The organism is Gemmata palustris (assembly GCF_017939745.1).
Lineage (GTDB): Bacteria > Planctomycetota > Planctomycetia > Gemmatales > Gemmataceae > Gemmata > Gemmata palustris.
Map to the genome: position 1 here is coordinate 7,813,062 of NZ_JAGKQQ010000001.1, position 20,530 is coordinate 7,833,591.

Annotated in this window: 19 protein-coding genes; 12 read left to right on the top strand and 7 right to left on the bottom strand. The window is 66.9% G+C overall.

Annotated elements, in window-relative coordinates; translation table 11 throughout:
- Positions 1-19 precede the first annotated feature (19 nt).
- A complete protein-coding gene (locus J8F10_RS32390; protein WP_210660901.1) occupies positions 20-1,648 on the top strand; it encodes a TolC family protein in 1,629 nt (542 codons plus the stop codon).
- Between the two features lie 157 nt (positions 1,649-1,805).
- On the opposite strand, the gene J8F10_RS32395 is transcribed toward J8F10_RS32390, so the two are convergent.
- Complete coding sequence (locus J8F10_RS32395) at positions 1,806-2,519, bottom strand: DUF4058 family protein (protein ID WP_210660903.1); 714 nt, start codon at positions 2,517-2,519, stop codon at positions 1,806-1,808.
- A gap of 119 nt (positions 2,520-2,638) precedes the next feature.
- Between J8F10_RS32395 and J8F10_RS32400 the strand changes: the two genes are divergently transcribed.
- The 6 genes from J8F10_RS32400 (at position 2,639) to J8F10_RS39480 (ending at position 8,102) form a co-directional block, all read left to right on the top strand.
- Positions 2,639-3,280: a sigma-70 family RNA polymerase sigma factor gene (locus tag J8F10_RS32400; RefSeq protein WP_210660906.1), complete on the top strand. Its 642-nt coding sequence runs from the start codon at positions 2,639-2,641 to the stop codon at positions 3,278-3,280.
- On the top strand, positions 3,270-3,851 hold the full coding sequence (locus tag J8F10_RS32405) for a hypothetical protein (protein ID WP_210660908.1): 582 nt from the start codon (positions 3,270-3,272) through the stop codon (positions 3,849-3,851). Before J8F10_RS32400 ends, J8F10_RS32405 begins: the two co-directional genes overlap by 11 nt.
- 14 nt (positions 3,852-3,865) lie before the next feature.
- Positions 3,866-4,348 (top strand): hypothetical protein, encoded by a 483-nt coding sequence (locus J8F10_RS32410; RefSeq protein WP_210660910.1) that lies wholly within the window; start codon positions 3,866-3,868, stop codon positions 4,346-4,348.
- Between the two features lie 299 nt (positions 4,349-4,647).
- The gene (locus J8F10_RS32415) at positions 4,648-6,387 is read left to right on the top strand and encodes a serine/threonine-protein kinase (protein ID WP_210660912.1); all 1,740 of its coding nucleotides are present in this window, start codon (positions 4,648-4,650) and stop codon (positions 6,385-6,387) included.
- A gap of 114 nt (positions 6,388-6,501) precedes the next feature.
- Positions 6,502-7,413 (top strand): endonuclease/exonuclease/phosphatase family protein, encoded by a 912-nt coding sequence (locus J8F10_RS32420; RefSeq protein WP_210660914.1) that lies wholly within the window; start codon positions 6,502-6,504, stop codon positions 7,411-7,413.
- Positions 7,414-7,568: 155 nt separating this feature from the next.
- Complete coding sequence (locus J8F10_RS39480; protein WP_246523698.1) at positions 7,569-8,102, top strand: hypothetical protein; 534 nt, start codon at positions 7,569-7,571, stop codon at positions 8,100-8,102.
- Between the two features lie 28 nt (positions 8,103-8,130).
- On the opposite strand, the gene J8F10_RS32430 is transcribed toward J8F10_RS39480, so the two are convergent.
- Both J8F10_RS32430 and J8F10_RS32435 read right to left on the bottom strand, forming a co-directional pair.
- Complete coding sequence (locus J8F10_RS32430; protein WP_210660916.1) at positions 8,131-9,957, bottom strand: redoxin domain-containing protein; 1,827 nt, start codon at positions 9,955-9,957, stop codon at positions 8,131-8,133.
- Between the two features lie 143 nt (positions 9,958-10,100).
- Complete coding sequence (locus tag J8F10_RS32435) at positions 10,101-10,847, bottom strand: DUF4058 family protein (RefSeq protein ID WP_210660919.1); 747 nt, start codon at positions 10,845-10,847, stop codon at positions 10,101-10,103.
- A 341-nt stretch (positions 10,848-11,188) separates the two neighbouring features.
- Here J8F10_RS32435 and J8F10_RS39485 point away from each other — a divergent pair, with 341 nt between their 5' ends.
- On the top strand, positions 11,189-12,358 hold the full coding sequence (locus J8F10_RS39485; protein ID WP_246522717.1) for a transposase: 1,170 nt from the start codon (positions 11,189-11,191) through the stop codon (positions 12,356-12,358).
- 112 nt (positions 12,359-12,470) lie between these two features.
- Here J8F10_RS39485 and J8F10_RS32450 read toward each other — a convergent pair whose 3' ends face one another.
- The 4 genes from J8F10_RS32450 to J8F10_RS32465 form a co-directional block, all read right to left on the bottom strand.
- Positions 12,471-14,039: an HD domain-containing phosphohydrolase gene (locus J8F10_RS32450; RefSeq protein ID WP_210660920.1), complete on the bottom strand. Its 1,569-nt coding sequence runs from the start codon at positions 14,037-14,039 to the stop codon at positions 12,471-12,473.
- A gap of 260 nt (positions 14,040-14,299) precedes the next feature.
- The gene (locus J8F10_RS32455) at positions 14,300-15,340 is read right to left on the bottom strand and encodes an anti-sigma factor family protein (RefSeq protein WP_210660922.1); all 1,041 of its coding nucleotides are present in this window, start codon (positions 15,338-15,340) and stop codon (positions 14,300-14,302) included.
- 68 nt (positions 15,341-15,408) lie between these two features.
- A complete protein-coding gene (locus tag J8F10_RS32460; RefSeq protein WP_315854199.1) occupies positions 15,409-16,056 on the bottom strand; it encodes an RNA polymerase sigma factor in 648 nt (215 codons plus the stop codon).
- 386 nt (positions 16,057-16,442) lie between these two features.
- Positions 16,443-17,240: a polyprenol monophosphomannose synthase gene (locus J8F10_RS32465; protein ID WP_210660924.1), complete on the bottom strand. Its 798-nt coding sequence runs from the start codon at positions 17,238-17,240 to the stop codon at positions 16,443-16,445.
- Positions 17,241-17,611: 371 nt separating this feature from the next.
- On the opposite strand from J8F10_RS32465, the gene J8F10_RS32470 reads away from it, so the two are divergent.
- The 4 genes from J8F10_RS32470 to J8F10_RS32480 all read left to right on the top strand — a co-directional run bounded on the left by J8F10_RS32470 (position 17,612) and on the right by J8F10_RS32480 (position 20,530).
- The gene (locus tag J8F10_RS32470) at positions 17,612-18,340 is read left to right on the top strand and encodes a hypothetical protein (RefSeq protein WP_210660926.1); all 729 of its coding nucleotides are present in this window, start codon (positions 17,612-17,614) and stop codon (positions 18,338-18,340) included.
- Between the two features lie 204 nt (positions 18,341-18,544).
- Positions 18,545-18,679 (top strand): hypothetical protein, encoded by a 135-nt coding sequence (locus tag J8F10_RS40080; protein WP_261363103.1) that lies wholly within the window; start codon positions 18,545-18,547, stop codon positions 18,677-18,679.
- A gap of 8 nt (positions 18,680-18,687) precedes the next feature.
- Complete coding sequence (locus J8F10_RS32475; protein WP_210660927.1) at positions 18,688-18,954, top strand: hypothetical protein; 267 nt, start codon at positions 18,688-18,690, stop codon at positions 18,952-18,954.
- 37 nt (positions 18,955-18,991) lie between these two features.
- Positions 18,992-20,530 (top strand): YifB family Mg chelatase-like AAA ATPase, encoded by a 1,539-nt coding sequence (locus J8F10_RS32480; protein ID WP_210660929.1) that lies wholly within the window; start codon positions 18,992-18,994, stop codon positions 20,528-20,530.

Sequence of the window (20,530 nt, forward strand, 5' to 3'; positions counted from 1 at the left end):
TCCGCAGGCGGGGGATACGATGAGGCCACGGACGGCTCTATCACTGGCCCTCGCGTTCGGCGCGGGCGGCTGCGCCACGCAGTCGCCGCTGCCCGAAGGGGCCTACGTCCGCGCGCCCCTCGGCGCCCCGCAGCTCCCGGCCCCACCGGCCCCGCAACCCCTGCCCGCAGCTCCCGGCCCCGTAGTGCCGGCGCTCGACCCCGGCCCCGACGCGCCGCTGCAACTGGCCGAGGTGCTCCAGAGCGTCGAAGCGGCGTTCCCGCTCCTGTTCGCGGTCGAGCAGGAGCGCCGGATCGCGGCCGGGCAGAGGCTGGCGGCCGAGGGACAGTTCGACCCGACCGTGCGCGCGAGCGCGGTCGATCAGGCGGGCACGTTCTCCAGCACGCGCCTCGACGCCGGCGTCCAGCAGGCGACGCCGTTCGGCGGGGTGACCACGTTCGCCGGCTGGCGGCAGGGGCTGGGCAACTTCCCCATTTACTACGGCGAGCGAAAAACGGCCGAGGGCGGCGAGTTCCGCGCCGGGGTGAACGTGCCCCTGCTCCAGAACCGCGCCACCGACCCGCGCCGCGCCCGCTTGCGGGCGGCGCAGATCGCCGCGCGCGCGGCCGATCCGACGATCCGCCGCGCCCGTCTGGACGCGCACCGGGCCGCGGCGCAGGCGTACTGGGCGTGGCAAGCGGCCGGGGCGCAGTACCGCGTCGCGCAGGACCTGCTCGCGCTCGCCCAGAAGCGGCAGGCGCTGCTCGACGAGAGCTTCAAGGCGCGGCTGATCGGCGAAGCGGTGCCGACGCTCAACCGGCGGCTGGCCGCCGGGCGCGAGGAGACCCTGCTGGCCGCCGAGCGCGCGCTGCAGCAGTCGGCGCTGCGGCTGTCGCTGTACCTGCGCGACCCCGCCGGCGACCCGGTCGTCCCGCGGGCCGAGTGGCTGCTCCGGGACTACCCGGACCTGGCCCCGGCCCCCCCGGACCCGGGCCGGCTCGCGGCCGACGTCGCGGCGGCCCTCGCCCGGCGCCCGGAGCTGGTGCAGTTCCAACTGGAGAAGGAGCGCCGCGCGGTCGAGCTGCAGCTCGCGACGAACCAGCTCCAGCCGGCGCTGAACGTGTACGCGCAGGCCGCGCAGGACGTGGGCGCCGCGAAGAAGACGTTCACCGGGAGCGGGCCGTTCGACACGGACCGCACGTCGGCGGAGGTCGGGGCCACGTTCGAGGTGCCGCTCCCGTTCCGCACCGCCCGCGGGCTGAGCGCGACGGCCAACGCGCAGTTGGCCCAGCTCCTGGCCCGGGAGCGGTACGCCCGCGACGACGTGACCGCGCAGGTGCAGGACGCGGTGAGCGAGCTCCAGCAGGCGTACCTGCGCGTGGGCCGGGCGCGGGAGGAGCTGCGGCAGGCGCAGCGGGTGCTGGAACTGGACACCGAGTCGTTCAAAGCGCGGCAGACGAGCCTCATCGACCTGAACATTCAGGAGATCGCGGCCGCCGAAGCGCGGGTCAAGGTGGTGACGCTGCTCGGCGGGTACTATCAAGCGGTCGCGAACTACCTCGCGGCGCTCGGCCTGGACGCGACCAACCCGCGGGGCGGGGCGGTGCTCCCGGACCCGGCGCCGGCGACGCGCCCCGTGCCGCCCGCGCCGCCGGCACCGAAGCCGTGAGCCGACCGAGCACAACTGCCGAAGGCCCGAATCCGAAGTCGCTCGCTACCACGCGGCGGTACGTGTTGAAGCTCGAGCGTGCGGGCCGCGTGCTGTGGCCGAAGAAGTAACACTCCCACCCGGACCGTCCCGCCGCAGGTTATCGCGGGGGACGGTCTCACTCCAACCGGCGCCGCGCGCACGCGGCCGCGTAGGTCGATTCCAGATCAATAGGCAGGCACAATTCCGCGTTTAGTGCGAGTGGAAGTGTGGGTAGCTCGCGACCAACGGCGAGCGGCTCCGGCCACACTTCGATGACTTCCGCCCCGTCGCGAACCACCGGCCGGTACGCCACGGCGTACAGTTCGGTTCCGCTCGGTAACCCCGTGTCGGTGGGGCGGTTCAGTAACCGTAGGACGTCCGCGTGCAGATTCCCGGAGCGGCTCGTCACCACATCGACCACAATCACGGCGATCCCTTGCGCCAGGTACCCCGCGCACTTCGTCGCGAAGGCCCGGCGGTGGGACTCGCGGTCCTTGTTCGCGGGGCTAACCAGCTCAAGTGCTGCAACCAAACGTGCCCCGCCTTCGGCTTCGTAAACGCGGACCTCGAATTCGTCCGGGAACGCTGCGGGTACGACCACCGGCGGTGCGGGGGGGGCATACGTTTGGGTCGCAACCGTTCCGTTCTGGACCGCCGGGCTCTCGTCCGCGAATGTTGCAACGTCGATCTCGATGCGAGCACCGGCGTGTGCGTGCTCCTCGGCGAAATAGCCAGCGGGCAACAGCGTTTCGTTCAGTGCGTCGGCGATGGCGCCGGCCCAGGTAACGTGAAAAGACTCCCAGTGCCGGCGCGGGTACAGTGGCGGGTGAAAATGGTCTAATAGCGGCACGGTAAGCCCCCAGGTGGTTTACCCGATTGTACCGCCGAATCGAACGGGGAGGGGCGGGGGACTCGGCCCTTCTCGGATTGGAGGGGCTTTCCGCCCGCGACCGTCTGTAGAATGTCGCCATGTGGCCCAACCGCGAAGAAACCGACCGGTTACTCGATGGCGCCCGCAACGGTGATCCGGGCGCCGTGGACAAGCTCCTCGGCGAGTTCCGCGACCCGCTGCGCCGGGTCGTGGACCTGCGCCTCGATCCGGCCGTCGCGCGCCGCGTGGATGCGTCCGACATCGTTCAGGACGTGCTCGTCGAAGCCAACCAGCGGCTGACGGAGTACCTGAAGAAGCCGGACATGCCGTTCCACCTGTGGTTGCGGCACCTGGCCCAGGACCGCATCATCGACACGCACCGGCGGCACCGGCTCGCCCAGCGGCGCAGCGTGGACCGCGAGCAGTCCATCGCCCGGCCCGCGTGGACCGACGAGTCGAGCGTGTCGCTCGTCGCGCAGCTCATCGACACCGAGCGCACGCCGACGTCCGAAGCGATCCGGCTCGAGCTCCAGCGCCGACTCGCCACCGCGATGGACCAACTTTCGGACGACGACCGCGAAATCATCCTGATGCGGCACCACGAAGGGCTCTCGAACCAGGAAGTGGCCCACGCACTGCAGCTCACCGAAGCCGCGGCCTCGATGCGGTACCTGCGCGCGTTGCGCCGGCTGCGAACGGTACTAGTGCCCGACGGTCAGGAGCCGACCGATGGGGTCTGAAACCGCCGCACCTTCGGAACGCGCCTTCCCGTACAGCACCGGCTGGCACGCCATCGGGTGCTCGATTCTGTTCTTCGGCCTGCTCGGTTCGATCGGCGTTTCGCTGCTCCCCGCCGGGTACGAGAAGGTCCAGAACGGCCAGTTGCCCACCGGCATCGCGCTGATGGTGATGGGCGTGTTCGGCGTCCCCACGCTGTTCATGTCGTTCTGGTCGCTGTGGGCCGGCGTGCGCGACGCGCTGAACCCGCCGCTGGTGCGCGTGACCGCGACCGGCCTGTTGCTCCCCGCGGGCGCACGCGGCGAACCGCCCGAGGACGAACACGGCCAGCGGACCTCGAACGACCGGCCGCACCCGGAGACGATCCCGTTCACCGCGATCCGCCGGGTGACGCGCGACGGCCCGCCGCACAATCTGGTTCTGGAAGTGCTCCACGACGCGAGCGCGGTGCCGCTCCGCCTCCACCAACACATGATGCGAACGACCGACTTCGCCGAACTCGAAGTGGTGCTGCGGGCCGCGATCCCGGGTGCGTTCGCGAGCGCAGCGCCGGCGACCGTGCAACCTCAATAACTCAGGGACCAATCGTGCTCGTTTACGAATCCGCCGACCAACTGCTCGCCGAACCGGACGCCCGCCGGTTCCTGCACGTCGTCCTCCTGAACGCGATCCGCGACAAGGCCACGCAGCTCGAAGTGCGGTTCGGCGAAGAGGGCGGGCTGCTCTACTACCGCGTGGACGGGCGCGACTGGGAACTCGCGCCGCCCTCCGACGATGTGTACCCGCTCCTCAAAGACACCGTGCGCGACGCGGCCCAGCTCGTATCGCCCGAGCGCCCGGACCTCACGGTGATCGCGGGCATCCCCGGCGCGCGCTACGAGCCGCTCGAAGCGGGATGGCTCACGTACCAGCTCGGCGGGCGCTGGATCGACCTCGCGGTGCGCATCGACCCGCGCGAGCCCTACGGCTTCATCCGGTTCGACATCGACGACCCCGCCGACTTCACCGACGCGGCCGGCGAAGCCCTCGCCGAGTACGCCATGCGATTGACTGCGGAAGAGGACCAGTGAACCCCGCCCGCAAGGGCGGTGGGTTCTTTGGCGGTGCAACCGCCCTTGCGGGCGGGCCCCGTTCGGCTGGATCGACCTCGCGGTGCGCATCGACCCGCGCGAGGCTTCATCCGGTTCGACATCGACGACCCCGCCGACTTCACCGACGCGGCCGGCGAAGCCCTCGCCGAGTACGCCATGCGATTGACTGCGGAAGAGGACCAGTGAACCCCGCCCGCAAGGGCGGTGGGTTCTTTGGCGGTGCAACCCACCGCCCTTGCGGGCGGGGTTCACTCGCCCGCAGCGGGTGCTAGAATTCCATGACCCACGACCGTGACGAGCAACTGGCCGCCCTCATTGACCGGCTCGCGGGTGACCAGCGCGCCGGCCGCGTCGCCGATGTCGAGGCCGCGGCGCGTGACCACCCAGACCTCGCGGCGGAACTGCGCGAGTTGTGGGCCGTTGCGCAGTTCGCGTACATGGCCCGCCCGCCGCAACCGGCTGCCCCGCCGACTATTACGATCGCACGAGCCGGGCCACTCACGCCGTCGCTCGCCACCGATCACACCGCACATACGGCTGCCGCGCTCCCGCGCGACTTCGGCGATTTCGAGTTACTCGAAGAGGTCGGGCGCGGCGGGATGGGGGTCGTGTATCGGGCGCGGCAGAAGAGCCTGGACCGCGTCGTTGCGCTGAAGATGGTGCGCGAGGCGCACCTCGCGACCGACGCCGACCGCGCGCGGTTCCGCACCGAGGCCGAGTCCGCGGCGCGCCTCAAACACCCGAACATCGTGACGGTGCATGAGGTCGGCTCGGCCGGCGGACAAGCGTACCTCTGCATGGAGTTCGTCGGTGGCCAGACGCTCGCGGAGAAGGTCCGCACGGACGGCCCGCTCCCGCCCCGCGAGGCCGCTCGACTCGTCGCGGTGATCGCGCGTGCCGTTGAGCACGCGCACGCATTTGGGATCATTCACCGCGATCTGAAACCGTCGAACATTCTCCTTTTGGCGAACGGCCGGTGTGAGCCGGCCGGTGAATCCGGTGCGCGGCCCGACCCCTCTTCGCTCTCACACCGGCCCTTCGCCCTCGAACCCAAAGTCTCCGACTTCGGCCTCGCGAAGAAGATCGACAACTCGGAGAGCCTCACGCGGACCGGGGCCGTGGTCGGCACGCCGAGCTACATGTCGCCCGAACAGGCCGCGGGGCGGAAAGACCTTACCCCCACCGCGGACGTGTACGCGCTCGGGGCGATCCTGTACGAACTGCTCACGGGCCGGCCACCGTTCCAGGCCGCGCACCCGGTCGATACGCTGTTGCTCGTGCTCGAACAGGAGCCGGTTCCGCCGCGCCACCTGAACGCGACCGTGGACCGCGAACTCGAACTCATCTGCCTGAAGTGCCTCCAGAAGCCCGCGACGATGCGGTACCCGTCCGCCGGGGCGCTTGCCGCGGACCTCGAGGCCTACGCTGCCGGTCAGCCGGTCGCCGCGGCGCCGAGCGGGCTGCGGTTCTTCATCGCGCGCCTGTTCCGCGAAACGCACCACGCCGACATACTCGAAAATTGGGGCAAACTGTGGATCTTCCACAGCGTGATGATCTTCCTGCTGTGCCTGCTCACGCAGGTCATGAGCTGGTACGGTCTGCACGATCACGTCTGGTACATGAGCGTGTGGTCCGTGGGGCTGGTGGCGTGGGGCGCAACGTTGTGGCAACTGCGCAAGGCGGCCGGCCCGGTGCTGTTCGTGGAACGGCAGATCGCACACGCATGGGCGGCCGGGGTGTGCGCCAGCATCGCCATGTTCTGGATCGAGTGGCTCATACCGCTCAAAGCTCTGACGCTCTCGCCGGCGGTGGCGGTCGCGGCCGGGATGGTGATGGTGTTCAAGGCGGGCATTCTCTCCGGCCGGTTCTACGGCTGGGCCGCGCTGAACTTCATCGCGGCCATCGTCATGCCGCTGGTGCCCGGCGTGAGCATCCTTCTGTTCGGGGCGGTGTCGGCGCTGTCGTTCTTCGTGCCCGGGGTGAAGTATTACCGCCAGCGGAAGGCCCGGATCGCATAGTCACTCCACCTGCAAGGGCTGTGGGTGAACCCCGGGCGGTGGGTGTAGGGATGTGTGGGCAGTCGCGGGAGGGCACCCGCCGCCCTTGCGGGCGGGGTTCACCAGGAGGTTGCAATGAGTCGCAGGAAGCGTCGCGTGCTGTGGGCTCTGGCCGCGCTCGGCTCGCTTGTACTACTGCTCACCGGGCTGTTCGCGCTGAACGGCTTGGTCCTCGCGGATCGACAATCCCCGCGCATGCGCCACCTCGCGGACGTGCCGGTCGCGCCGACGCGGTCCGCGCCCGGTGAGGTCACGTTTATCAGCTACAACGTTGCGAAGGGGTTCGCCCACAAGGGTGGGGTGAGCTTCGAGTCTCGCGCGTTCGTGGAGGCCAAGCTCCAGCGGATGGCCGAAGTCATTCGCGCGGAGCAAGCCGACGCGGTGTTCCTGTCGGAAGCACTCACCGAACTCACGCCGTGCGACATCGATCAGGTCGCGTACCTGGCGCGCGAGTGCGGGCTGCCGTATGTCGCGACCGGCGAGAACTACAACCTCGGGCTGCCGTTTTACCGCGTCGTCGGCGGGAACGCGGTGCTCTCGCGCACGCCGCTCACGCCCGTTGCGAACTTCGACCTCGCGGGGCGGAAGCCGTTTTGGGTGTCGCAGAACAACCGGCGCGCACTGTTCGTATCGGCGGAGTTTGGCGGCAAGCCCGTGCTGATGGGCGCGCTGCACAACGACTCGTTCGACATGCGGAACAACACGGTGCAGATGCAGCAGTTGCTCGATTTCATTGGCGACCGCCCCGCGATCCTGGCGGGCGACTTCAACAACCGCCCGAAGGACCGCTCCATCGCGCTGGTGCGCGATTCGGGCAAGTTCACCGGCGAGTTCGACGGTGCCCCCTCGTTTTTCGAGGGCAAGCGTGCGGAGCGCCTCGACTACATCTTCGTACCGACCGGGTGGGAACTGATCGAGTCGCGCGTGATCCCGGACGACACTTCCGATCACCGCCCCCTCGTGGGGCGGTTCAAGGTGAAGGGATAAGGCCGCAGATGGCCGGATTACTGACAAGATTTTGGAGTAGATTGACGGGCGCGGTACGCGATCCCGCTCACCTGCTTTCGACAATTGCACCCGCACCGAGCGATCGGAAGCGCCGGTTGCTTGTAGTCGCATGTTGTCGCACGATTCGTTCGGAGTTGAACGGACTCGTTATCTATCTGAACGAGAGCCGGATACCAGACCTGACGTGCGACGTTGAAGCGACCCTAACGCTCGCCGAGGACTTTGCCGACGGCCTTCGCCGGTCCGCCGAATTGAACGAGGCGTATACGCGGCTTGTCGATGTCGAAGGGTTCTTCCGCCGCGGCGCACCAGAAGTCGCGATGTTTCGGTACCTGCTCGGAAAGGTGCAGTTGCTGATTGCTGTCACCGACTCTGTATTCACCCTGCCATTGCCTTTCGTTTCTAACTCCATTCAGTGCAGCGCGATCCGCGACATCTTCGGGAACCCGTTCCGCCCGGTCGTGTTCTCTCCCTATTGGCGCACTGACACAGCGGTATCACTGGCTCGTCAGATGTACGAATCGCGCGACTTCAGCGCGATGCCGATCCTGGCCGACGCGCTCCAGGACGCGGGGTGTGATAACGACGATGTGCTGAGCCACTGCCGCGCGCCGGGCGAGCACGTGCGCGGGTGCTGGGTCGTGGACCTCGTGCTCGGCAGGGAATGACACGAGGTTTCGCGATCCGCGCGGGTCGTCAAGCGCGGCGCTTGCGCCAGAGCCGGGCGCCCCAAAGCCCGACCAGCGCGAGCGCTCCGATACCAACCTGTTGCGATCGGACCCGTTTGCTCTCAATTGCAGCCCGCTCCGCCGCCAGGTCCTGATCCGCCAGGGCGATGTCGAAGAATCCGTTGAACATCTCGTCCCAAGTCTGGAGCCCGACTTGAACTGTCGCGGACGGATCGGGGTTTGACGGGTTAGCGGCCGAGTTGTCGTAAACCCCCGTGCAGCGGATCACCGTCCCGGCTGTTAGCCGCTTCGGTTCGGCCAGTACGTACCGGTGCTGCCAGTTGAAGTCGTACCGCGGCACGTCGAGCAGGATTTCGGAGGTGCCGTCCGGGTACTCGGCGGCGAACCGGAACGTTTTGCCGCGCAGGTGCATGTGCGGGTACATCGACAGCAGCAGGTAGTCGCGGTCGGCGGTCCACGTCTTCTCAATGCGGTACCCGGTCGCGTGCGGCGGAATGGCGAAATCGTCGCGGTACAGCAACTTGGTCGCCACCTCCTTCCGAACGAGAGCCGGGTCGATGAACTGGAGTCCGACTTCGGTCCGGTCGGTCTGCGGGCTGCCGACGGCCGTGTAATGGATGAGGAAGTGGATGCGCCACCCGGCCGGGATTCGCTTGGCCATCCCCTCGGGCATTACGTCCGGTGCGCTCCCGACGTCGTACCCGGTCAGCGCGAACGACTCGAGCGGGCCGGCTTCGTACCGCTGGTCCAGTCGAGTCTCGCCCGGGGGCAGCAGGAACACGTTGACGTGATGGACGACGCGGCGGTTCCCCGGGTGTACCTCGGCCGCGCGCACCCACACATCGGTCTTGAATCCCGGATCGACAATGAAGTTCTGGTACTCGATGATCCCTTCCGCGGGTACCGCGAACGCGGTCGGGATTTGGAACACCGCGTCCGGTTCCCCGATGTGCCACTTGGTCGGCGCGGGCGCGGGTTCCGGCGGCAGCGGGGCACCTTCCGGGCACCCGAGCCGCACCCATTCGGCGATCAGGCGCTTGTGCTCGTCACTCAGGCGCCGTTCGTTGCGGAACCGGCCATGAGCCGGGGACGCGGACCACGGCGGCATCGTCCCGTTCTCGATCACTTCGACGATGGTTCCGGCGTGAGCCGTTGCGTCGGAGTACGACAGCAGCGAAAACGGGCCGATCTCGCCGGGCCGGTGGCACGCTCGGCAGTGGGTCGCCAGAATCGGGGCAATGTCGCGTGAGTACGTCACGCGGGGGGGAGGCGTTGCGCGCCGCGGTTTGTCGATGACGCACCCGGTGCATTCCGTTCGCGCCACCGAAACGGGGCGTCCCGCGAGCACCTCGCGCACGGCTTCGGCCAAATCTTCGCGGGTCGGCGCGCCGCGGTTCTTCCCGCCCGGCGCGTACTGGTCGTCGATCCGGCCCCGGTACCGAATCCGCCGCTGGGCGTCCAAAACGAACGCCTGCGGGGTTCGTGACGCCCCGAAGAGTTCCGCGACGCGGCCGTCGGTGTCTTTTGCATACGGGAACGCGAGCGGGTACTCGCGAAGGAACGCGGCCATCGAAGGGACATCGTCCCCGGCGTTCGCGTTGATTGCCAGGAAGGTGACTGCACCGGTCGGGAATCGACCGGCCATTTCTTTCAAGCGAACCGAGTACAACCGAGCCATCGGACAGTCCGTGCCCAGAAACACGACCACTGTGGGGCGGGCCGCCGGGCCGGTCGGGAGGCGGATCGCGGCCCCGGTCGTGTCCCGGAGTTCAAAATCCGGGACCGGGAGCGTAGCGAGAGTCGCGGTGAAGATCAGCTCGAGCAGCAGAGCCATCGACGGGTCTCGCGGGTGTAAAAAGCCCCGCAAGTTTAGAACACGTTTCACGTCACGGCCGAACCGCCGCGAGCGACCTCGTCAGGCGATTCGTAATGACCGGCACGCCTGGGCGTAGGTGAGTTCGAGTCTGAATAATTTGGCTAGCCAATGCGAAGCGATTCACAGGTGCTCGTGTACGTCAGCTCGAGTTCTAGCGGTACCGCGAGGTTCGGTTCCAGCCAGAGCGGGACCGTTGGTAACGCGCCCCCAACGGTGAGTTGGTGCGGCCACACTTCCAACCGCTCTTTGCCGTCGATGCGCAGGAGCCGGTAGCACACCGCGCTCAACCCGGTCGGTGAGGACCAGTCGAACGCATCCGGGAGGCGGAGCGCGTTGGCGATGTCTTCGTGAAGGTTCGCGTTGCGCTCGGTCACCACATCGACCGTGACGACGGATACCCCCTGTTGAAGGTACGACGCCGCTTTGGTCGCGAACGCGCGCCGCGCTGTGGAGCGGTCCTTGTTTCGCGGGCTGACCAGTTCGACCGCCGCGACCAACTTCCAGCCGCCCTCTTGCTTGTAGACGTTGATCTCGAACGTGTCCGCGTCGGCCATAACGACTTCGCCCGCGAGTGCCGCCGCGGGCGGGGCGTAGGTCTGGGGTTGTGTCGCCACACCGCCCCCGCCGTGCCCGTTCGTCCCGAACGTTGGCAAATCGCGGTCTTCTTCGTAGGTCGCGAGATCAATTTCGATCTGCGAACCGTGGTGGATGTTCGATTCGGACTCGAATCGGTTGGTCAAGATCGCGCCGTTCAATCGTTGAGCGATGACGAACGCCCATCCGTGGTGGATGCTCTCCCACGATTTGCGTAGAGAGAGAGGCGGGTGGAAATGGTCGTAGAGCGGCATCGGGTGAACCTCCACGTTCATGTTACCCGATGCCGTTCGCAAAGAAAAACGCCGGAGGTCTTCGCACGTCGCACTGCGCGACCCGAGCCACGCGCTGGTTCAGGTTGTGGGCGGGATCGAGGTCGGACGGAAGTTACGAGACGAGCGCGCCGGTGGCCGGCGAGATAGACGTGTTTTCGCTGTGATCTGCGACGAAGCGTTCTGGATCGGACCCGCGCCGGGTATTCGTTCCGTTTCGGGTTGAACGAGCCGCGACCGCAACAGTAGTTTCAAGTGATTTGGCAGTGCCGCATGGGAGTTCCTAAGTTCAAGGTTCTCAGGCACTTGAACGGGAGCCTCCCATGCGACGTGGTTACTCTACGATCACCCCGGCGGTGGTCCACGCACTGACGCGCCGAACGTTGGAACGGGCCCTGGGTTGGACCGACTACAAGCGGTCGGTCACGCGCACCCAGTTGCTCGACCTGGTGCTGTTGATCGCGGGCACCACCCGCACGTTGTTCGCGGTAGTGACCCGGTACTTCGGGTTCTCCCACGAGACCGCGCGACAGGCGATGCACGCCAACCGGGGTTCCCGGGACCAACTCACGGCCCGGTTGGTGGATGCCCTTCACCAGGTGGCGGGGTTCACGCGCCGGGACCGGAGGCGCCGGTGGACGTGTGCCATCGATGTGCATTACGTCCCCTTTTATGGGGATCGCAGCACCCCGGGGATCATCGGCGGACCCAAGAAGGCCGGGACCTCGTTCTTTCACGCGTACGCCACCGGGGTACTGATTCACAAGCACCGGCGGTACACCGTGGGGCTGATGAGCGTGACGAAAGGAACCAAGCCGCACCAGCAGGTGCAGACCCTTCTGGACCAGGTGGCGGCCCGCGGGCTCACGGTCCGCGGGGTGGTTCTGGACGCCGGGTTCGACAGCGGGGAGACCCTGTTGCTGTTGCAGGAACGGAACCTGAGCTACACGGTCCCGATGCGCAAGAAGGGCACCGGTACCAACCGCCGCAACGCCAGCTACACCCAACCCCACGGCACCATCACCACCATGGAGTGGGTCACCGAGAAGAGCCGCAAGGCGGTATCGACTCGGGTGCTCGTGTGGCAACGGAAGGGCGAATCGCACGCCCGGGTGTACGCGTTCCGCGGGTGGGGCGATGCGACCGCCGTGTCGGAGGCGAACCGGGCTCGGTTGGGGCGCCGGCGGTACCGAGAGCGGTTCGGGATCGAGACCAGCTATCGGCAGAAGAACCAGGCCCGCGGGTGGACCACCAGCACCAACCCCGAGTACCGGTTGCTGCTCGAGGGCGTGGCCCTGCTGTTGCGCCAGGTGTGGGTGTACCTGACGCTCCGGATCGCTCGGGCACGCGGGCTCGCGCCGACCGCCTGGGTCGCCCAGTTCCCGTTGGCCGAGATGCTCGACTGGCTCACGCAACGGATCCGCTCACGATACCCACGCACACGATGTATTACCCTGCCACACAATACACTTACAACCAACGCAACGCCTTGAAACTACTGGCAAGGGAGCGGGAGGCACAGATCGCGCGAAGGGAACTCGGCTCACCCCGGGAAGCCCCCGCTCCCTTGCGGTCGCGGCTCGCTGTAAGGACACCGACTGCGCATTAGCCGCGCGGGTCGTGGACGAATCCCGTAACCGTGAGCGGTTCCGGCTCTTCGAGTTCGCTGCCGGGGAGCAGTTCGGCCATCGCGCGCACGATCTCTTCGCGGATGCTCAGGAACGCGGCGGCCGAAACCGGGTCGAACTGCTTGCCCGCTTGCCGCTCCACTTCGGCGAACGCCCACGACGGCGGGCGCCCCTTTTTGTTCTCGTGGTACGGCCGGTTCGAGGTCATCGCGTCGAAAGCGTCGGCCACCGCGACGACGCGCGCCAACAGGGGGATCTCTTCCCCCACGAGTCGGTCCGGGTAGCCCGTGCCGTCCCAGCGCTCGTGGTGGCTCCGGACGATGGGAATGATCGGCCCCATCTCCGGGATCGACGAAAGGATTTCCGCGCCCTTCGTCGTGTGCGTCTTCATGCACTCGTACTCGTCGCCCGTGAGCCGGCCCGGTTTGCGCAGGATCGAGTCGTCGATCCCGATCTTGCCGATGTCGTGGAGCGGGCCGCCGATCTTGATGAGTTCGAGCTGGTCGTCGGGCAGTTCGAGCTTCTCGCCGAGCATGGTCGCGTAGCGCGTCACGCGCTGCGTGTGGTTGCCCGTGTAGTCGTCGCGGAGCTCGACCGCCTGCGCGAGCACCGTGACCGTCTTGAGGAACTGTTCCTTCTGCCGGCGCAAGAGCTGCGCGCTCTCGATCGCGGCGGACACGTGCGCGGCCAGCGCGTCGGCCAGGTGCAGGTCGTCTTCGTTGAACGGGTTCTGCCAGAAACTGCGGTCCAGGTGCAGCACGCCCAGGCGCTTGCGCGGGGTGCGGAGCAGCACGCACAGCACGCTCGCCATCGCGCCGTCCGCGATGCTCTGGGTGAGCTTCGATTCCTCGTCGTTGTTGAGGGTGCTGTAGAGCAGCGAGACGCCGCTCGCGAAGCACCGCTGGGTGAGCTTCTTCGAGTAGTGGAACCGGCCCGGGGGCTCGCCCTGACCGACGGCCAGGGCGCGCAGGCGCATCTTGGGTTCGGGCGCGTCGCTCTCGGCCAGCACGATCGCCCCGCGCTGGGCCTCGAGCACGCTCACCGCGTCGTTGAGGACCGCGTCGAGGAGCTGGTCCTCGCTCTGCATGTTGACGAAGTGGTGCCCGGCCCGGAGGAGCGCGAACATCTGCTCGCCGGCGCGGGGCATGTGGTTGCGGTCGAACGCGATCCGGCGCAGCCCCTCGTCGAAGCTCGACACGGCCGCCGCGACGACGTGCTGGTTCGAGGGGGGGCCGTCCGTGCTCGCGTCCACCAGTTCGACGATCACGGCCACTTTGCCGAACTGAACGATGTCGCGCGCCTTCAGCGGCTGGTCGCCCTGCCCGATGCGCACGCCGTTGACGTAAGTCCCGTTGGTGCTCTCCAGGTCGCGCACGAACCACCCGTCGTCGCCGCGCCGCACTTCCGCGTGGCGCCGGCTCACGGAGCTGTCGTCGAGCACGATTTCGAGCGACGCGAGGCGCCCGGCGCGCAGGAGCGAGTCTGATTCCCAGACCTGCCCTTTAATTTCGCCGCTGATGCCGCGCAGTCGTAGGGGACGTTTCACGCCGCAACTCCTTCATCGGCCGGGGCACGCCGGTTCTCCGGTCCGATATGGTTGGCCCAAGTGTATCATGCGCAACGGCCGCACGAAGGCCCCGATGTCTGTGAAATACAGCTTTCTGCTTAATACAGATTCTGTTGATATCTGAATTCGAGTGCCGCGCCTGCAGGAAATGAATTTGATGGGGCGAGAAGGGCGAATTTGGTACTTCGATTAGTGCGTCGCGCTCCGTTTTCCGTTTCTAGCTCAAAATCAATTCGCGCCTACGGCCGGTCCCCGGGCCGACCGAGAACCGCGTCGCTGCGGTTGGCCCCGGCGCTGACCTGGCCGAACAGGTTGCGGTAGATATCGTCGCCGCCCGGCCCGACGAACGGAGAAGTCGTGGTCCGAACGTTCCCGCCGACGAAGAGAACGTTCATGCAGCCCGCGTGCGGCGAGACCGGACCGGCGCCCGGGGCCGCGTTCGCGGTGGGGAAGTCGCCGGAGATGGGCATCAGGTCGTGTTCTTCCCCGGCGGGGGCCAGCGCGTCGGGCCGGCGCAGACCGAGGATCTCGTCGTTCGGGGCACGGAAGCCGAGCGTGTAGGCGTAGGCGATGTAGTCCGCGGACGCGGGGCACCCGGGCCGGTAGCCGGCGGGCAGGTGGCCCTGGTCGCTGAGCGAGGTGGCGAACGTGTCGGCGGTCGGGTGCGCGGCGGTGCCGATTTGCGGGTAGCGCCCCTGCGGGTCGGAGTCCGCGTAGCCGGCGAGCCCGTTGTGCAGCGTGCGGAGGTTGTTCTGGCAGGCGTACACGCGCTGCTGCTGCCGCGCCTTCACGATGCCGGAAGAGATGAGCCCGAAGCCGAGGAACGCGATCCCGGCGGCGACGATCAGGTCGATGCGGAGCCGGCGCCCGGATTGCGGGTCCGGGCCGTCGGTCACCGGCGGGGCGGTTCGGGTGCGGTCCGCGGGCACCTTCGCACGGGTTCCCGAGCCGAATTCGATCTCGGTCGGGGGGCTCGAAGCGAACTCTCGGAGGAACGTCGCGACTGCCAAATCGGAGGGCGCCGGTTCGGATTTACGCGGTTCGTGTTCCACAACGTGCTGTGCGACGCGAGCGAGCGTGCGAAGGGCCAGGCCCGGGCGCGGTTCGGGTGCGTCTTCGCGCTCGGTCCGGGCGGCCGTCAGCACCGGTGCCACGGTCGCCCGGAGCCGTTCCAGGCGGGCCGTCGCGCTCGGGTCGGCGTTCAGGCGCGCGGCCACCAAGCTCCGGTCGGCCGGGTCGAGCACGTCAAACAGGTAGTCGATCAGGTCTTCGTCCGACATGGCTTCGTATCCCGCTCCTGGCGTGGTCCGGGCGTTCGCGATGGTCTAAAGTGATACAGGCGCTGGACTTAAACGTTGGGAATCTGGATCGCCTCCTGGCTCCCGGTCCCCGATTCCTGGTTCGCGTGCCAGTCCTCGGTGAGCCGGGCGAGGGCCGCGTGCAACCGCGACTTGACCGTGCCGACCGGGATTTCCAGGGCGTCGGCCACGTCGCGGTACTTCAGCCCCTGAAAGTACGCCAGGATGACCACCTGACGCAACAGGTCCGGGAGCCGGTCCACCGCGGCGCGCACGAGTTCCCGCTGTTCCGTGCGATCGGCCGATTCGGGCGGGCCGTCGCCGGGCGCCGGGAGCAACTCGAACAATGGCCGGTTCTGCCCGTCCTCGTCGGACGTCGTGACCGCGTCGGCGCGCTGGTCGGCCCGCCGGTTGCGCCGGCGCAGGGCGTCGATGGCCTGGTTCGTGGCGATCGCGTAGAGCCACGGGCGCACCGGGCGCCCCGGTTCGTACTGCTGGATCTTCAAGTACACTTGCACGAAAGTGTTTTGGAACACGTCGTCCGCGAGATCGTCGTCGCCGAGGTAGCGCCGCAGGTACCCGAACAGTTCGCGCTCGTACCGGCGCACCAGGCTGCCGAACACGTCCCGTTCCCCGGCGCGCAACCGGGCGAGGAGCTGTTCGTCGGTATCCGGCGGGTGGCGTATTGGGTCCAGCACAGCCCTGACACCTATACGTTGCGGGGCGCGGGAGCGTTCGCGCGATCAAAGGAACTGAGCGAGTTGGCGCGAAACGAGCGATTTTAGAAGTGTATCATACCGGACCGGGATCGTGGGGAATTGTCCCGGCGAAGCGCCCTCGTGAGGCGTGAAATTAACCCGCAAGCGTTGTGGGCACAAAGGCGTCAGGTGAACCCGGCCCGTAAGGGCCGCGGGTCGTTTGTGACGAGCCGCGACCGCGAGGGAGCGGGGCTTCCCGGGTGAACCGAGTTCCTTGTAGTGCGATTTGTGCATCCCGCTCCCTTGCGGTCGCGGCTCGTTGGCCCACTGTGACGAGGCACCAAGTGAACCCGGCCCACAGGACCGCGTTCGCCTAACGATGGGTATTACCCCCGGTGCTGTTCGAGTCCGAACACGTTGCGCAGGCCGATGTAAAGGATCATGCTCATCGACCGGGCCGCTTCCTTCTTGTTGACCTTGCTCACCCCGGCGCGGCGGTTCTCGAACAGGATCGGATACTCGCCGAGTTTCGCCCCGGACTTGTAGCACCGGAACAGCACTTCCTGTTGGAACGAGTACCCGCGCGAGCGCACGCGGTCCAGTTCCGCGTCGCGCAACATGCTCACGCGGTAGCACCGGAAGGCGCCGCTGGCGTCCTTCACCGGCATCCGGAACGTGAGCCGCACGAGGGCGTTCACCGACTGGCTGATGACCCGGCGCGGCAGGGGCCAGTTCTCGGTCCCGCCGCCGTGAACGTAGCGCGACCCGATCATCACGTCGTTCTTGCTCATCCCGGCGAGAATACCGGGGAGGTACCGCGGCGGGTGGCTGAAGTCCGCGTCCATGTTCAGGAGGTAGTCGTAGTCGCGGGCCATCGCGAACTTCATCGCCGCGAGGGTCGCGGTACCCAGCCCGAGCTTGCCCGGGCGGTGGAGCACCTGGACGCGCGGGTCCGCGTCCGCGAGTTCGGCGACGATGCGCCCGGTCCCGTCGGGCGAGTTGTCATCGATCACCAGCACGTCCGCGTGCGGGACGACCTTGTGAATGTCTGCGATCAGCGCCGCGACGTTCCCGGCCTCGTTGTAGGTCGCCAGCGAGACGAGGAGGCGGGGCTCCCCGGTCCGGGGCCGCGCGGCGGGCGCGGTCCGCGCCGGGGTGGGGTCGAGCGCGCCGGTGGCGGGCATTTCTGGGCTCGGGTTGTCGGACGCGAAGGTCACAGGCGGCTCGAGAGTGGCTAGCGGCACGGTGGCACCGGGGAAGTTTCAGGTTTCGAGTTCCGGGTTCCAAGTTGAACGAACGATCACACAGCGAAGCCGGGGCGATGTTCGGTGCGTTCCAGAGGCGCGCTCTTCAGCATTCGGAACTTGGAATTCGGGGCTTGAAACTTGGAACTTTGAACGGCCGCCTCTGGTAGAGTGCCGAGCGGATACGCTATTTTCTAGGATACTGATCCCGTCCCGGCCGATTTTATGCCCGCGCGTTCGGGTTTTCGTCGCCGAGTCTGCCGGAAAAGGTCGAACACCGTCGCGTTGCACCGAGAGAACGAGGGCCGTCCATGCCGACCGTAACTGAGATCCCGTGCCCGAACTGTGACAAGACACTCAAGGTGCCGGACTCGGTCTTCGGCAAGAAGATCAAGTGCAAGCACTGCGGGCACCCGTTCGTGGTGGAAGACCCGGACGCGGCCCCGACCCGGCCCGCGAAGGCGCCCAAACCGGGCGGGGCGGCGGGCGCCCAAGCGAAGAAGCCGGTGCCGAAAAAAGAGGAACCGAAGCCCGCGGACGCCCCGTACAAGTTCCAGGACGATGATGATGACGACGACGGCGCGAAGCCGAACCCGCTCGGCGTGATTTCCGAGGCCGACGTGCCCCGGTGCCCGCACTGCGCCCAGGAACTCGACCCGCCCGACGCGAAGGTGTGCATCCACTGCGGGTTCAACAACCTGACGCGCGAGAAGGCCGAACAGAAGAAGGTGTGGGCGCCGGACTTCAGCGACTACATGAACCACCTGGGGCCGGGTATCATCGGGCTCATTATCTGTGTCACGCTGATCGTGCTCGACATCATTTGTCTGCTCAACATGCGCGACTGGATGACGGGCACGTTCCTGGAGTCCGAACAAGCGGACCCGACCGACCCGTCGCGGAAGGCGATGCTCGTGAAGCCGGGGGCGTTCATCACGCTCATCTGGGCGGCCACGATCATGCCGATCCTGAAGACCGGCCGGTTCGCCGTCCGGCGCCTCGCGATCGACAACAAGCCGATGGAGCGCCTCAAGAAGTAGTTGCGCGGTCAGTGTAGGCGAACGGCCGGTGTGAGCCGGCCGGTACAGCCCTCGCATCTCACCGGCCGGCTTACACCGGCCGTTCGCCCGCACCGGTGCTTGGAAACGAGCCGGATCACTTGTGGCTGATTTTGACACTCGCAATTCCGCAGGCTTTTGCACATCATGTTGCATTCGGCGCTGGGGACTTACCGAAGGCAATCCATGCTCGCCCAATTGAACACGTTCGCCTTGCTCGGTATCGATGCCGTTCCGGTTCAGGTCGAAGTCGATACGTCGCCGGCACAGCAACCTCGCACGGTCATCGTGGGAAGAAATTCCACCGAACTCGGGAAGTAAAGGATCGCATGGAACTCGTTCAGCAATCGCTCAAACAGCGGACAACCTACCGAGAGTACACACTGAAGTGGCTTGCCGACGAACAAGGCGAAATAGCCGAGCGATTCCTGAAGCGATTTAAGGAGCAAGAAGCAAAAATTGCAGCGAAAATGCAACCTGGGGATGAGTTGTGGGAGTATGAATTCGGCAATTGGAATGCCTTCGCTGCTGTGTCAGGCCTGGCGATTGTCCGTGATGGGAAAATCGTTGATTCATGGGTGGAATGGAAGTCGTAGCTCGTTCGCCCCGCACGGCTTCTGAAAAGGTAAATCGATGCTCGCCCAACTGAATACCTTCGCTCTTCTCGGTATCGATGCCGTTCCGGTGCAGGTCGAAGTCGATACCTCTCCATCGCAACAGCCTCGAACGGTGATCGTCGGGTTGCCGGAGATGGCGGTCCGGGAGAGTATCCACCGTATCGAACGGGCACTGGTCAACCTCGGGTACCGGCTGCCGACCGGCCGTACCGTTGTCAACCTCGCCCCCGCGGACTTACGCAAAGACGCCGGGGCGTTCGACCTCCCCATCGCGCTCGGACTGATCGCCTCGATGGGGCAAATCGCCGCGGACAAAATCGAAACGTTCGCCATCGTCGGGGAGCTCGCGCTCGACGGGATCGTGCGCCCGGTCGTTGGCGCGCTGTCGATGGCGATGGAGGCCCGCACGCGGGGAATCGACAAACTCATTGTGCCGGTCGCGAACGCGCGCGAAGCGTCCGTCGTGCGCGAGGTGGAAGTGTACGGCGTCGGTTCGCTCGCGGAAGCCGTGGGTATCGTGACGGGGCTGGCGCCGATCGACCCGGTTTCCCCGCCGACGGATGACATCGAAGCGAAGCTCAACAAATACACAATCGACTTTGCGGACGTGAAGGGACAGGAGTTCGCGAAACGTGCGCTGACAGTGGCCGCGAGCGGCGCGCACAACGTCGTCATGCTCGGCTCGCCCGGCAGTGGAAAGACGATGCTCGCGCGCCGGCTGCCCACGATCCTTCCTCCACTGACACCGAACGAGAGCCTCGAAACGACGCGGGTGTATTCCGCGGTGGGGAAGCTCCAGCCGGGCGAATCGCTTCTCTGCACGCGCCCGTTTCGCAGCCCGCACCACACGATCAGCGACGCGGGGATGGTGGGCGGCGGGAGCGTTCCGCAACCGGGCGAGATCTCGCTCGCGCACCACGGGGTGTTGTTCCTCGATGAACTCCCGGAGTTCAACCGGCGGAGTCTCGAAGCACTGCGCCAACCGCTCGAAGAGGGCCGCGTGACGATCAGCCGGGCGGCGCACTCGACCACGTTCCCGGCCGACTTCGTGCTGTGCGCCGCGATGAACCCGTGCCCGTGCGGATTTCTGGGCGACCCGAAGAAGCCGTGTAAATGTGCCCCGATCGCCGTCGAGAAATACATGGGCCGGATCAGTGGTCCCCTCTTGGACCGCATCGATTTACACATCGAAGTTCCACCGGTCCCCTTTGAAGACCTCTCGAAGCCCGGCGACGGTACCGGCAGCGCCGCGATGCGCGAGCAGGTGTTCGCCGCGCGTGCGATTCAGGCCCAGCGGTTCGGCACCCAGGCCGGCGGACTCAACGGGCGCATGACCTCGAAGCAGATCCGCACGTTCTGCGTGCTCGACGCGGACGGCCAAACTACCTTGAAGGAAGCAATGGAGGCGCTGGGGCTCTCGGCGCGTGCGCACGACCGCATCTTGCGCGTGGCGCGCACCATCGCGGACCTCGCCGCGAGCGAGCGCATCACGCAGGACCACGTCGCCGAAGCGATCGGCTTCCGGGCACTGGACCGCAAACTGTGGGAGCGCTGA